We start from the raw sequence: 12,512 nt of genomic DNA on the forward strand, positions 1-12,512 counted from the left end.
TACGTTTACGTTAACGTAAACTAAGCACAAAAAACAAGCCGCATCGCAGCGGCTGTGGCACAAACACAAAAATCGGCCGGCGCCGGCTTACAGATCGGGCAGACCGCCGGTGCGCTTTTCCATCCACTGCTCGCACTGGCCGCGCAGCTGGCCGATTTCCTTCAGCACCAGCTGGATGTCGTCCAGCTGCTGCAACAGCTGCCGTTCGCGCCGCGACAGGATGTCGACGAACTTCATCAACTGCGGCTCGTCGGTGTTGGCCGCGTCGTACAGCTCGAACAACTCGCGGATCTCCTGCAGCGACAGGCCGATGCGCTTGCCGCGCAGCGTCAGCATCAGCCGCACGCGGTCGCGCCGCGAATAGATGCGGCGCTGCCCCTTGCGCTCGGGCGTCAGCAGGCCCTCCGCCTCGTAAAACCGGATCGCCCGGGTGGTGACGTCGAACTCCTGCGCCAACTCGGAAATGCTGAATGTACGATCAGCAGAGACAACCACGGCAACCCCCTTGCTTGAACTGTCCAGATACTCGGCTCTTGTCGGCCACCCGCAATTGTAATACGGGCGGCCCCTTGCCGGACATCCGGCAAGGCCCGGCGCCGGCAACAAAACGCGCAACCGGCACCACAATCTGGTGCCCTTGCTATCACTTTAGTTGACGTTAACGTAAACTGGAAATAATTTTAGTGCACCTCAACAGGAGAACCGCTATGGAATTCAAGCAGATTGGCGTGATCGGCGCCGGCACCATGGGCAACGGCATTGCCCAGGTCTTTGCCCAGGCCGGCTTTAGCGTGGTGATGGCCGACGTCAGCGACGCCGCGGTGGCGCGCGGCCTCGCCAGCATCGGCAGCAGCCTCGCGCGGCTGGTGAAGAAAGGCGTGCAGACCGAAGCCAGCTCCGGCGAGGTCCTGGCCCGCATCCACGGCCGCACCGGCCTCACCGCACTGGCCGACTGCCAGCTGGTGATCGAGGCCGCCACCGAGAACGCCGCCATCAAGGAGCAGATCTTCCGCGAGCTGGCCGGCATCGTCGGCCCCGACACCATCCTCGCCAGCAACACCTCGTCGATCTCGCTGACCACCATCGCCGCCTGGGTGCCGCAGCCGCAGCGGGTGATCGGCATGCACTTCATGAACCCGGTGCCGGTGATGCAGCTGGTGGAGATCATCCGCGCACTGCAAACCAACGACGCCACCCACGCCGCCATCCACGCGCTGAGCCTGCAGCTGGGCAAGACGCCGGTGACGGTGAAGGACGGCCCCGGCTTCGTGTCCAACCGCGTGCTGATGCCGATGATCAACGAGGCGGCCTTCGTGCTGTACGAGAACCTGGCCACCGCCGAGGACATCGACACCGTGATGAAGCTGGGCATGAACCACCCGATCGGCCCGCTGGCGCTGGCCGACCTGATCGGGCTGGACACCTGCCTGTCCATCATGGACATCCTGCACCGCGAGTTCCGCGACTCGAAGTACCGCGCCTGCCCGCTGCTGGTGCAGCTGGTCGCCGCCGGCCGGCTCGGTCGCAAATCCGGCAAGGGCTTCTACGAGTACTGAGCGATTTCCCAGCCAGATCAGACACTTCCGTCACGGCGGCGCCCGCCGCTGTGACGGAAGCACAACATGACGCAACGCAGTAAACCCGCCGTTCATAAAAACCCTTTGCATAAAACCGAGCGCTTGCTTTAGCTTAGTCACACCAAGTTGACGTTTACGTCAACGCAAAGGCCACAAGCCTTCCGCATTCCCACTGGCCACAAGCCTGTCTGATTTTACCCGGCATCACCCCCGCCCGTTCCGGGCCACGCACCACCCGTGGCAGCCTGCTGCCGCCCAAAAAAACACAAGAGGAGACACGAGAATGGCCAAGCCTGAAACTGTCCGCCCCGCCATCGCGCATGGCTATCCGGCAGACACGTTCCCCAAGCTGCTGCTGGCCCACGCCCAGCAACGTGGCGCGCGCCCGGCAATGCGTGAGAAAGACCTCGGCATCTGGCAGACCTGGAGCTGGCAGGAGGTGGCGACCGAAGTGCGCGCCCTCGCCCTCGGCCTTGCCAGCAAGGGCTTCCAGCGCGGCGACCGTCTGGCCGTGATCGGCGACAACCGCCCGCGCCTGTACATGGCGATCATGGCGGCGCAGTGTCTGGGCGGCGTGCCGGTGCCGCTGTACCAGGACTCGGCGGCGGAGGAGATGGTATTCGTGCTGTCCGACGCCGAAGTGGTGATGGCGGTGGTCGAGGACCAGGAACAGGTCGACAAGCTGCTGGAAATCCGCGACCGCCTGCCGACGCTGCAGGCCATCGTCTACGACGACGCGCGCGGCCTGCGCCACTACCAGCAGGCCGGCCTCTACGACATCGCCGAAATCCTGGGCTTGGGGCGCGTGCAGCACGACGAGCACCCGCAGCTGTTCCAGAACATGGTCGACCTCGGTCGCGGCAGCGATCCGGCCATCATGCTGTACACCTCCGGCACCACCGGCCACCCCAAGAGCGTGCTGCACACCAACGACAGCATGATCATCACCGCGCGCAATGCGGCCAACCTTGAGGGCCTCACCGAGCACGAGGAAGTGCTGGCCTACCTGCCGATGGCGTGGGTGAGCGACAACCTGTTCTCCTACGCGCAATCGCTGGTCACCGGTTTCTGCGTGTCCTGCCCCGAGTCCAGCGATACGGTGATGACCGACATGCGCGAGATCGGGCCGACCTACTACTTCGCCCCGCCGCGCGTGTACGAGAACCTGCTGACCCAGGTGATGATCCGCATGGAGGACGCCGGCCGCATCAAGTACCGGATGTTCCACTACTTCATGGACCATGCCCGCCGCGTCGGCACCGCCATCCTGGAGGGCAAGCCGGTCGGCTTCTGGGACCGCGTCGGCTACCAGCTGGGCGAGATGCTGGTCTACGGCCCGGTGAAGAACGTGTTGGGCTTCACCCGCCTGAAGCTCGCCTACACCGCCGGCGAGGCCATCGGCCCCGAGTTGTTCGACTTCTACCGCGCCCTCGGCGTCAACATCAAGCAGCTGTACGGCCAGACCGAAGCCTACGTGATGGTGTGCGTGCACCCCAACGACAAGGTCAAGCCGGACACCGTCGGCGTGCCGGTGCCGGGCGTGGAAGTGAAGATCGCCGACAGCGGCGAGGTGCTGTTCCGCGGCCCCGGCACCTTCCACAGCTACTGGAAGCGCGACGACGCCACCGCCGAGACGCGTAACAGCGAAGGCTGGGTGCACAGCGGCGACGCCGGCTTCTTCGACGAAGACGGCCACCTCAAGATCATCGATCGCGCCAAGGACGTTGGCCGCATGAACGGCGGCAGCCTGTTCGCGCCGAAATACCTGGAAAACAAGCTGAAATTCTTTCAGCAGATCAAGGAAGTGGTCGCCTTCGGCGACGGCTGCGACTACGCCACCGCCTTCATCAACATCGACCTGATCGCGGTCGGCAACTGGGCGGAAAAACGCGGCCTCGCCTACACCGGCTACACCGACCTCGCTGGTCAGGAGCCAGTGTACGAGCTGATCCGCGAGTGCATCGAGAAGATGAACGCCGACCTCGCCACCGATCCGCGGCTGGCCGGCAGCCAGATCAAGCGCTTCCTGATCCTGCACAAGGAGCTGGACGCCGACGACGGCGAGCTGACCCGCACCCGCAAGGTGCGCCGCAAGTTCATCGCCGAGCGCTACGCACCGCTGATCGCCGCCCTCAACAGCGACGCGCACGACTGCACCATCGACGCGCAGGTAAAGTTCGAGGACGGCCGCAGCGGCAACATCCGCGCCACGGTGAAAATCCGCGACGCCAGGACCTTCCCCGCCACCGCCAAGGAGGCCGCATGAACCCGCACCGCAAAATCGGCGACGTCATCCTGCAAGCCGAAGCCATCTCGCTGTCCTTCGGCGGCGTCAAGGCGCTGACCAATATCAGCCTGGAAGTGCGCGAGCACGAAGTGCTGTCCATCATCGGCCCCAATGGCGCCGGCAAGAGCTCGATGCTGAACGTGATCAACGGCGTCTACCACCCGCAGCAGGGCCGCGTGATCTACCGCGGCGAGGCGCGCAGCAAGATGCGCCCGCACGAAGCGGCGCGCCAAGGCATCGCGCGCACCTTCCAGAACATCTGGTCACGCAGCACGAGCAGCTCGACGTGATGACGCTGCACGCCGAGGTCGGCGATCAGCACGACAGCAGCCTTGCGGCCAACCTTGCCGCCAGCCTGCGCGAGGTGTGCAAGCTGCGCGGCGAGGTGGTGCTGTGCGCGCCCGGCAGCCTGCCCGCCGACGGCAAGGTCATCGCCGACGAGCGCAGCCTGGCCTGAATGCCGTACCGATCCGGGCCGGCGGCCGCACTTTCGCCGCCGGCGGCGGTCTATCGAGACAGATGACCGGCATTACCAAGCGCCGCCTGTACCCACAATGCAACAGCCTGGCCGCACGATTTGCGTTGCCGGTATTGCGCCCGTCAAAAAACCAAGCGCTTGCTCTAAATTGAGATTAAATTGACGTTTACGTCAACGTGCACTAAATATCCAACACCACGGCCGCTCGCGCCCCGCCGCCCGCAAAGGAGAAACACCATGTCGCACCTGCCCACCGTCAAGCTGCTGATCAACGGCGAATTCGTCGAATCGACCACCAGCGAATGGCGTGACGTGATCAACCCGGCCACCCAAGAGGTGCTGGCCCGGGTACCGATGGCCACCGCCGCCGAGGTGGACGCCGCCGTCGCCGCCGGCAAGGCCGCGTTCAAGAGCTGGAAGAAGACCCCGATCGGCACCCGCGCCCGCATCTTCCTCAAGCTGCAGCAGCTGATCCGCGAACACATGAAGGAACTCGCCGCCATCCTCACCGCCGAGCAGGGCAAGACGCTGGCCGACGCCGAAGGCGACGTGTTCCGCGGCCTGGAAGTGGTCGAGCACGCGGCCAGCATCGGCAGCCTGCAGCTGGGCGAGTACGCCGAGAACGTCGCCGGCGGTGTCGACACCTACAGCGTGATGCAGCCGCTGGGCGTCTGCGCCGGCATCACCCCGTTCAACTTCCCGGCGATGATCCCGCTGTGGATGTTCCCGATGGCGATCGCCACCGGCAACACCTTCGTGCTGAAGCCGTCGGAGCAGGACCCGATGGTGACCATGCGCCTGGTCGAGCTGGCACTGGAGGCCGGCGTGCCGCCGGGCGTGCTCAACGTGGTGCACGGCGGGCCGGAGGTGGTGAACGCGATCTGCGACCATCCGGACATCAAGGCGATCTCCTTCGTCGGCTCCAGCAAGGTGGGCACCCACGTCTACAACCGCGCCAGCCTGGCCGGTAAACGCGTGCAGTGCATGATGGGCGCCAAGAACCACGCCATCGTGCTGCCGGACGCCAACAAGGAACAGGCGCTGAACCAGCTCACCGGCGCCGCCTTCGGTGCCGCCGGCCAACGCTGCATGGCACTGACGGTGGCGGTGCTGGTCGGCGACGCGCAAGCGTGGATTCCCGAGCTGGTGGCCAAGGCCAAGACATTGCAGGTCGGCCCCGGCAATACCAATCCCGACATCGGCCCGCTGATTTCCTGCGCCGCCAAGGACCGCGTCGCCACCCTCATCGCCAAGGGCGTCGAGCAAGGTGCCACGCTGGAGCTGGACGGCCGTAGCGTCAGCGTGGCCGGCTTCGAGCACGGCAACTTCGTCGGCCCCACCATCTTCAGCGGCGTCAAGCCGGGGATGGCGATCTACGACCAGGAAATCTTCGGCCCGGTGCTGTGCCTGATGGCCGCCGACAGCCTCGACGAGGCCATAGCCATCATCAACGCCAACCCCAACGGTAACGGCACCGCCATCTTCACCCAGAGCGGCGCCGCGGCGCGCCACTTCCAGGAGGAGATCGACGTCGGCCAGGTCGGCATCAACGTGCCGATCCCGGTACCGGTGCCGCTGTTCTCGTTCACCGGCTCGCGCGCGTCCAAGCTCGGCGACCTCGGCCCCTACGGCAAGCAGGTGGTGCTGTTCTATACCCAGACCAAGACCGTCACCAGCCGCTGGTTCGACGACGAGGCCAGCAGCGGCAAGGTGCACACCACCATCCAGCTGAAATAAGCGCAAGGTTGGCCGCATCCACCCAGCATGGTCTGCGGCCATCCCGGCCGGCGCCACCAGCGCGGCGGCCGGCGCAGCAGAAAAGGAATCAAGCATGGACTTCGCACTCAGCGACGAACAGATCGCCTTTCGTGACAGCGCGCGCGCCTTCGCCGACAACGAGCTGGCGCCGCACGCCGCACACTGGGACGAGGCGGAAATCTTCCCGGTTGACGTGATCCGCCGCGCCGGCGAGATGGGCTTCTGCGGCCTGTACACGCCGGAGCAGTACGGCGGGCTGGGCCTGACGCGCCAAGACGCCGCCATCGTGTTCGAGGCGCTGGCCGGCGGCTGCACCTCCACCACCGCCTACCTCACCATCCACAACATGGTCAGCTGGATGATCGGCAGCTTTGCCCGTCCGGAAGTGGCGGCGCAATGGGTGCCGCAACTGGCCAGCGGTGAGCTGCTCGGCAGCTACTGTCTGACCGAGCCGGGCGCCGGCTCCGATGCGGCCAACCTGCGCACTCGCGCCGAGCGCGACGGCGACAGCTATATTCTCAACGGCAGCAAGGCCTTCATCTCCGGCGCCGGCAGCAGCGACGTGCTGGTGGTGATGGCGCGCACCGGCGGCGCCGGCCCCAAGGGCATTTCCGCCTTTGTGGTGCCAGCCGACCTGCCCGGCATCGTCTATGGCAAGAAGGAAAAGAAGATGGGCTGGAACAGCCAGCCCACGCGCGCCATCACCTTTGACAACGTGGTGGTACCCGCGGCCAACCTGCTGGGCGAGGAAGGCCAGGGCTTCAGCTTCGCGATGAAGGGGCTGGACGGCGGCCGCATCAACATCGCCACCTGCTCGGTCGGCACCGCGCAGGCGGCGCTGGACGCCGCCACCCGCTACGTGCAGGAGCGGCAGCAGTTCGGCCAGCCGCTGGCCGAATTCCAGAGCGTGCAGTTCCGCCTCGCCGACATGGTCACCGAACTGGTCGCCGCACGGCAGATGGTCAGGTTGGCCGCCTGGAAGCTGGACAACGCCAGCACGGACGCCAGCGCCTACTGCGCGATGGCGAAACGCTTCGCCACCGATACCGGCTTCAAGGTCGCCAACGAGGCGCTGCAGCTGTTCGGCGGCTACGGTTACATCAAGGAGTACCCGCTGGAGCGCTACGTGCGCGACAACCGCGTGCACCAGATACTGGAAGGCACCAACGAAATCATGCGCGTGATCATCGCCCGCCGCCTGTTGCAGGACGGCGCGCTGGAAAACCTGCGCTGACGCGCACCACCCGCACCGCCAAATTGAGATAAGACATTGCCCGTCACACCCGCACCACAGTACCAGGCCGCCGTTGCCGGCAACGCCAGACCTGAGGTAGCAAACACAGGAACCGAACATGCAAGACTACGCCAACCTGATCGTTGAAAAACGCGGCCACACCGCCCTCGTCACCATCGCCAACCCGCCGGCCAACACCTGGACCTACGACAGCCTGCAGGCGCTGAAGCGGCTGGTGGCCGATCTCAACGCCGACCGCGACATCTACGCGCTGGTGATTACCGGTGAAGGCGAGAAGTTCTTCTCCGCCGGCGCCGACCTCAAGCTGTTCGCCGATGGCGACAAGGGCGTCGCCGCCAGCATGACCATCCTGTTCGGCGAGGCGTTCGAGGCGCTGTCGGCGTTCCGCGGCGTCAGCATCGCCGCCATCAACGGCTACGCGATGGGCGGCGGGCTGGAGTGCGCACTGGCCTGCGACCTCCGCATTGCCGAGGAACAGGTGCAGATGGCGCTGCCGGAGGCCGCCGTCGGCCTGCTGCCCTGCGCCGGCGGCACGCAGAACCTGTCGCATCTGGTCGGCGAAGGCTGGGCCAAGCGCATGATCCTGTGCGGCGAGCGCGTCGACGCCGCTAGCGCGCTGCGCATCGGGCTGGTGGAAGAAGTGGTGGTCAAGGGCAGCGCGCGCGATAGCGCACTGGCGCTGGCGGAAAAGGTTGGCCGCCAGTCGCCCTGCTCCGTCACCGCCTGCAAGACCCTGGTCCAGGCCGCGCGCCATGCGCCGCCTGCGGCCAACCTGATCCACGAGCGCGAACTGTTCATCAAGCTGTTCGACACGGAAGACCAGCGCGAAGGGGTGCAGGCCTTCCTGCAGAAGCGCACGCCGCAGTGGCAGAACCGCTAACCCTTTTTTAGCCACAGAATCCACGGAAGACACGGAAGAAAAACAAGAACACGGCAAGTGCTTTTCGTACCGCACACGACCGGTTTATGTCTTGGTCTGTGTTTTTCCGTGGATTCTGTGGCAAAAACAAAAACCCGATTCGCCACAGAATTCACAGAAAACACAGAAGAAAGACAAAGGCGAAAACGGAGGGCCGCAAAGCCTTCGCCCGTTCGTGTTTTTCGTGGGTTTCATGGCAGAAAACCAGTAAAGGACCAGCATGAACGACGTCGTACTGTTTGACGAAATCAGCACCGCCAGCGGCCATCGCCTCGGCGTGGCGACGCTGAACGCGGAAAAGGCGCTCAACGCGCTCAACGGCGACATGATCCGCCTGCTCGACGCGCGGCTGTCGATCTGGGCTCAGGATGACGGCATCGCTGCCGTGCTGCTGCGCGGTGCCGGCGACAAGGCCTTCTGCGCCGGTGGCGACGTGCGCGCGCTGCGCGACGCGCTGGTCAGCGACCCCGAGCAGCAGTGGCCCAATCCGCAGGCCGAGGCGTTTTTCAGCGCCGAATACACGCTGGATTACCGCATCCACACCTACGCCAAGCCCATCCTGTTGTGGGGCAGCGGCATCGTGATGGGCGGCGGCCTTGGCCTGATGGCCGGCGCCAGCCACCGCGTCGCCACCGCCAGCACCCGCATCGCGATGCCGGAAATCAGCATCGGCCTGTATCCCGATGTCGCCGGCAGCTGGTTTTTGCAACGGATGCCGGCCAGGGCCGGCCTGTTCCTCGGCCTGACCGGCGCGCCGCTGAACGCGCGCGACGCGCTGCTGTGCAATCTCGCCGACCACATCCTGCCGCAGGACGGCTGGCCGCAGCTGCTGGTCCGGTTGGCCGCCGCCGGCTGGCACGCCGACAGTGCGGCCAACCATGGTCAGCTCACCGCGCTGCTGGGCGAGCTGGAAGCCGGCAACGGCGATGCGCTGGCCGACAGCAATGTTTCGCGCTGCCTGCCGCTGATCCACCAGCTGATGAACAAGGGCTCGCTGGCGGCGGTAGACCAGGCGCTGCGCCACACCGCCTTCGAGGACGCGTGGCTGGCCGCAGCCGCCAGGAGCTACGCCGCCGGCAGCCCGAGCAGCGCCGCCGTCACCTGGGAGATTTTCCGCCGCGCCAGACACCTGTCGCTGGCCGAGGCCTTGCGCATGGAGCTGGTGCTGTCGCTGAATTTCTGTGCCGCGCCGGACTTCCGTGAAGGCGTGCGCGCGCTGCTGGTCGACAAGGACCGCAATCCGCAGTGGTCACGGCCGACGCTGGCCGCGGTTGACCAACCCTGGGTGGCGCAGCACTTCCGCTCGCCGTGGCGCGAGCAGGATCACCCGCTGGCCGCCCTGCACTGACACACGAGAAGAGGAGCAAGACATGCAACACATAGCCTTTATCGGCCTGGGAAACATGGGCGGCCCGATGGCCATCAATCTGGTGCGCGCCGGCTTCAGCGTCAGCGGGGTCGACCTCTCCGCCGAGGCGCTGCAACACTTCAGCGAAAACGGCGGCAAGGCGGCCGCTAGCGTCGCCGAGGCAATCCAGGGCGCCGATGTGGTGATCTCGATGCTGCCGGCCGGGCGCCATGTCGAGGGGCTCTACCTCGGTGACGACGGCCTGATCGCGCGCCTGCCGGCAGGCACGCTGGTACTCGACTGCAGCACCATCGCCGCGCACACCGCACGCGGTGTCGGCCATGCCGCCAGCGACGCCGGCCTGCGCTTTCTCGACGCGCCGGTATCCGGCGGCACCGCCGGCGCCGCCGCCGGCACCCTCACCTTCATGGTCGGTGGCGATGCGGCCAACCTTGAAGCAGCGCGGCCGCTGCTGACGGCGATGGGCAAGAACATCTTCCACGCCGGCGACATCGGCGCCGGCCAGACCGCCAAGGTGTGCAACAACATGCTGCTCGGCATCCTGATGGCCGGCACCGCCGAGGCGCTGGCGCTGGGGGTGAAGAACGGCCTCGATCCGGCGGTGCTGTCCGAGATCATGTCGAAAAGCTCCGGCCGCAACTGGGCGCTGGAGCTGTACAACCCGTGGCCGGGCGTGATGGAGAACAGCCCGGCCAGCCGCGGCTACAGCGGCGGCTTCATGTCGGAGCTGATGCTGAAGGATCTCGGCCTCGCCGAGGAAACCGCGCTGCAAAGCCACGCCGCCAACCCGCTGGGCGCGCTGGCGCGCAACCTGTACGAAAGCCACGTCGCCGAGGGCAACGGCAAGCTGGACTTCTCCAGCATCGTGAACCACTTCCGCCACTGACGGCGCCGGACGGGGTGTTGCAACGCAGCACCCCACTCCACCCAAACTGCATACCGGCAATTTATTGTCAATGATTCGCTGCACAACGGCGGCAATCGGAGTACACTAGCGAATCGCGTGCCACCAATCACCGCGACCTTTTCTTCAGACCCGCACTCTCCCGCCGGGTCCTCCATTGAAAACACTATTTTTGTCCGCCCGGATTGGTATTGTCTTTGCAATGGGCAGACATCCTGATTGCACAATAAATGTCCGAACTGACTTTTGCCGCCCTGGGCCTTGCCGAGCCACTGTTGCGTGCCGTAGCCGATACCGGCTACACCCAGCCTACCCCTATCCAGGCGCAGGCCATTCCTCAAGTCTTGCAAGGCGGCGACCTGCTGGCCGCCGCGCAGACCGGTACCGGTAAAACCGCCGGCTTCACCCTGCCGCTGCTGCACCGCCTGATGGACCAGCCGTCCAAGCAGAAAGGCCGTCCGCGCGCACTGGTGCTGACCCCGACCCGCGAACTGGCCGCCCAGGTAGAAGAATCCGTACGCGAGTACGGCAAATACCTGCCGCTGAAATCGATGGTGATGTTCGGCGGTGTCGGCATCAATCCGCAGATCGCCCAGCTGAAGAAGCCGGTCGACATCCTGGTGGCGACACCGGGCCGCCTGCTGGACCACGCCGGCCAGAAGACCGTCGACCTGTCCGGCGTCGAGATCCTGGTGCTGGACGAAGCCGACCGCATGCTGGACATGGGCTTCATCCACGACATCAAGAAAGTGCTGGCGATGCTGCCGAAGGAACGCCAGACGCTGCTGTTCTCGGCCACCTTCTCCAGCGAGATCAAGACCCTGGCCGACAAGCTGCTGAACCAGCCGAAGCTGGTGGAAGTGGCACGCCCGAACCAGACCAACGCCCAGATCACCCAGAAAGTGCATCTGGTCGACCGCGACCGCAAGACCGAGCTGCTGATCGAGATGATCAAGGGCGGTGACTGGCACCAGGTACTGGTGTTCACCCGCACCAAGCACGGCGCCAACCGCCTGGCGGAAAAACTGGAAAAAGCCGGCATCGCCTCGATGGCGATCCACGGCAACAAGAGCCAGGGCGCGCGCACCAAGGCGCTGGCCGGCTTCAAGGACGGCAGCCTGCCGGTCCTGGTTGCCACCGACATCGCCGCCCGCGGCCTGGACATCGAAGAACTGCCGCACGTGGTCAACTACGAGCTGCCGAACGTGCCGGAAGACTACGTGCACCGCATCGGCCGTACCGGCCGTGCCGGCTGCGTCGGCGAGGCGATCTCGCTGGTTTGCGTGGACGAGCTGGGCTTCCTGCGCGACATCGAAAAGCTGACCAAGCAGACCGTGGACCGTTTCACCGTGCCCGGCTTCGAGGCCAACCCTAACGAAACGCCGCAGGCCATCGAGATCGGCCTCGGCCGCTACATCCACGGCGCGCTGACCCCGACCGCCACACCGCCGAAAGGCAGCAGCAAGCGTCGCGAAGGCAGCACTGGCAGCAACCAGCGCCGCCAGCCGGCAGCACAAGCCAAGCCGCGCCAGGGCGACAGCAATGGCCGTCGCAACGAGCCGCGTGATGACGCCGCCCGCCCTGCCGCCGCACGCAGCAATGGCAAGCCCGCCGCGGCCAACGGCAGCGCCAAGCCGGCAGCCGGCAAACCGCGCCAGCCACAGGCCGAGCCGCGTCGCAACGAGTCGCGCAATAACGCGCCCAAGCGCAATCCGCAGCAAGAGCCGAACGGCAACTACTTCCACGACGACGGCCCGCGCCAGCCTACGCTGACGCTGCACGCACTGGGCATTTCGCCGACCGAGGATGCCCCGCTGCGCAAGCCGGCAGGCGGCCAGCCGCGCAACGGCGGCAGTGGCAAACCGGCCGGTGGTGGCGGCAAGCCACGCCAGGGCGGCAGCGGCAAGCCGCGCCAGACATCGGCGCTGTTCAGCCCGCCAAAGCGCTAAGCGCCAAGGTTGGCCG

Annotated in this window: 11 protein-coding genes; 10 read left to right on the top strand and 1 reads right to left on the bottom strand. The window is 65.9% G+C overall.

Going from position 1 to position 12,512, the window contains the following annotated elements:
* Positions 1–87: 87 nt before the first annotated feature.
* Positions 88–495, bottom strand: a complete 408-nt coding sequence (locus IE083_RS06070; protein WP_189352731.1) for a MerR family transcriptional regulator — start codon at positions 493–495, stop codon at positions 88–90.
* 212 nt (positions 496–707) lie between these two features.
* Between IE083_RS06070 and IE083_RS06075 the strand changes: the two genes are divergently transcribed.
* The 10 genes from IE083_RS06075 to IE083_RS06120 all read left to right on the top strand — a co-directional run bounded on the left by IE083_RS06075 (position 708) and on the right by IE083_RS06120 (position 12,496).
* Positions 708–1,556: a 3-hydroxybutyryl-CoA dehydrogenase gene (locus IE083_RS06075; protein ID WP_189352732.1), complete on the top strand. Its 849-nt coding sequence runs from the start codon at positions 708–710 to the stop codon at positions 1,554–1,556.
* 304 nt (positions 1,557–1,860) lie between these two features.
* Entirely contained in the window at positions 1,861–3,843 is a 1,983-nt protein-coding gene (locus IE083_RS06080; protein WP_189352733.1) for an AMP-binding protein, read from the top strand.
* Positions 3,840–4,154, top strand: coding sequence for an ATP-binding cassette domain-containing protein (locus tag IE083_RS06085; RefSeq protein WP_189352734.1), 315 nt, complete (start codon positions 3,840–3,842; stop codon positions 4,152–4,154). Before IE083_RS06080 ends, IE083_RS06085 begins: the two co-directional genes overlap by 4 nt.
* A complete protein-coding gene (locus tag IE083_RS06090) occupies positions 4,151–4,321 on the top strand; it encodes a hypothetical protein (RefSeq protein WP_229799629.1) in 171 nt (56 codons plus the stop codon). Before IE083_RS06085 ends, IE083_RS06090 begins: the two co-directional genes overlap by 4 nt.
* Positions 4,322–4,579: 258 nt before the next feature.
* On the top strand, positions 4,580–6,079 hold the full coding sequence (locus IE083_RS06095; protein ID WP_189352735.1) for a CoA-acylating methylmalonate-semialdehyde dehydrogenase: 1,500 nt from the start codon (positions 4,580–4,582) through the stop codon (positions 6,077–6,079).
* A gap of 94 nt (positions 6,080–6,173) precedes the next feature.
* The gene (locus IE083_RS06100; protein ID WP_189352736.1) at positions 6,174–7,334 is read left to right on the top strand and encodes an acyl-CoA dehydrogenase family protein; all 1,161 of its coding nucleotides are present in this window, start codon (positions 6,174–6,176) and stop codon (positions 7,332–7,334) included.
* A 118-nt stretch (positions 7,335–7,452) separates the two neighbouring features.
* On the top strand, positions 7,453–8,235 hold the full coding sequence (locus IE083_RS06105; RefSeq protein ID WP_189352737.1) for an enoyl-CoA hydratase: 783 nt from the start codon (positions 7,453–7,455) through the stop codon (positions 8,233–8,235).
* A 259-nt stretch (positions 8,236–8,494) separates the two neighbouring features.
* Positions 8,495–9,622 carry an enoyl-CoA hydratase/isomerase family protein gene (locus IE083_RS06110; protein WP_189352738.1) on the top strand — a complete coding sequence of 376 codons (1,128 nt, stop codon included), beginning with the start codon at positions 8,495–8,497 and terminating at the stop codon, positions 9,620–9,622.
* Positions 9,623–9,644: 22 nt separating this feature from the next.
* Complete coding sequence (mmsB, locus tag IE083_RS06115) at positions 9,645–10,529, top strand: 3-hydroxyisobutyrate dehydrogenase (protein ID WP_189352739.1); 885 nt, start codon at positions 9,645–9,647, stop codon at positions 10,527–10,529.
* 248 nt (positions 10,530–10,777) lie between these two features.
* Entirely contained in the window at positions 10,778–12,496 is a 1,719-nt protein-coding gene (locus tag IE083_RS06120) for a DEAD/DEAH box helicase (RefSeq protein WP_189352740.1), read from the top strand.
* Positions 12,497–12,512: the final 16 nt, after the last annotated feature.

It is taken from the genome of Vogesella fluminis, assembly GCF_014652335.1.
Taxonomy (GTDB): domain Bacteria; phylum Pseudomonadota; class Gammaproteobacteria; order Burkholderiales; family Chromobacteriaceae; genus Vogesella; species Vogesella fluminis.

Coding starts and splice junctions, on each gene's coding strand:
- IE083_RS06100 (WP_189352736.1), top strand. CDS start 6,174: ATGGACTTCGCACTCAGCGACGAACAGATCGCCTTTCGTGACAGCGCG.
- IE083_RS06095 (WP_189352735.1), top strand. CDS start 4,580: ATGTCGCACCTGCCCACCGTCAAGCTGCTGATCAACGGCGAATTCGTC.
- mmsB (WP_189352739.1), top strand. CDS start 9,645: ATGCAACACATAGCCTTTATCGGCCTGGGAAACATGGGCGGCCCGATG.
- IE083_RS06120 (WP_189352740.1), top strand. CDS start 10,778: ATGTCCGAACTGACTTTTGCCGCCCTGGGCCTTGCCGAGCCACTGTTG.
- IE083_RS06085 (WP_189352734.1), top strand. CDS start 3,840: ATGAACCCGCACCGCAAAATCGGCGACGTCATCCTGCAAGCCGAAGCC.
- IE083_RS06075 (WP_189352732.1), top strand. CDS start 708: ATGGAATTCAAGCAGATTGGCGTGATCGGCGCCGGCACCATGGGCAAC.
- IE083_RS06080 (WP_189352733.1), top strand. CDS start 1,861: ATGGCCAAGCCTGAAACTGTCCGCCCCGCCATCGCGCATGGCTATCCG.
- IE083_RS06105 (WP_189352737.1), top strand. CDS start 7,453: ATGCAAGACTACGCCAACCTGATCGTTGAAAAACGCGGCCACACCGCC.
- IE083_RS06110 (WP_189352738.1), top strand. CDS start 8,495: ATGAACGACGTCGTACTGTTTGACGAAATCAGCACCGCCAGCGGCCAT.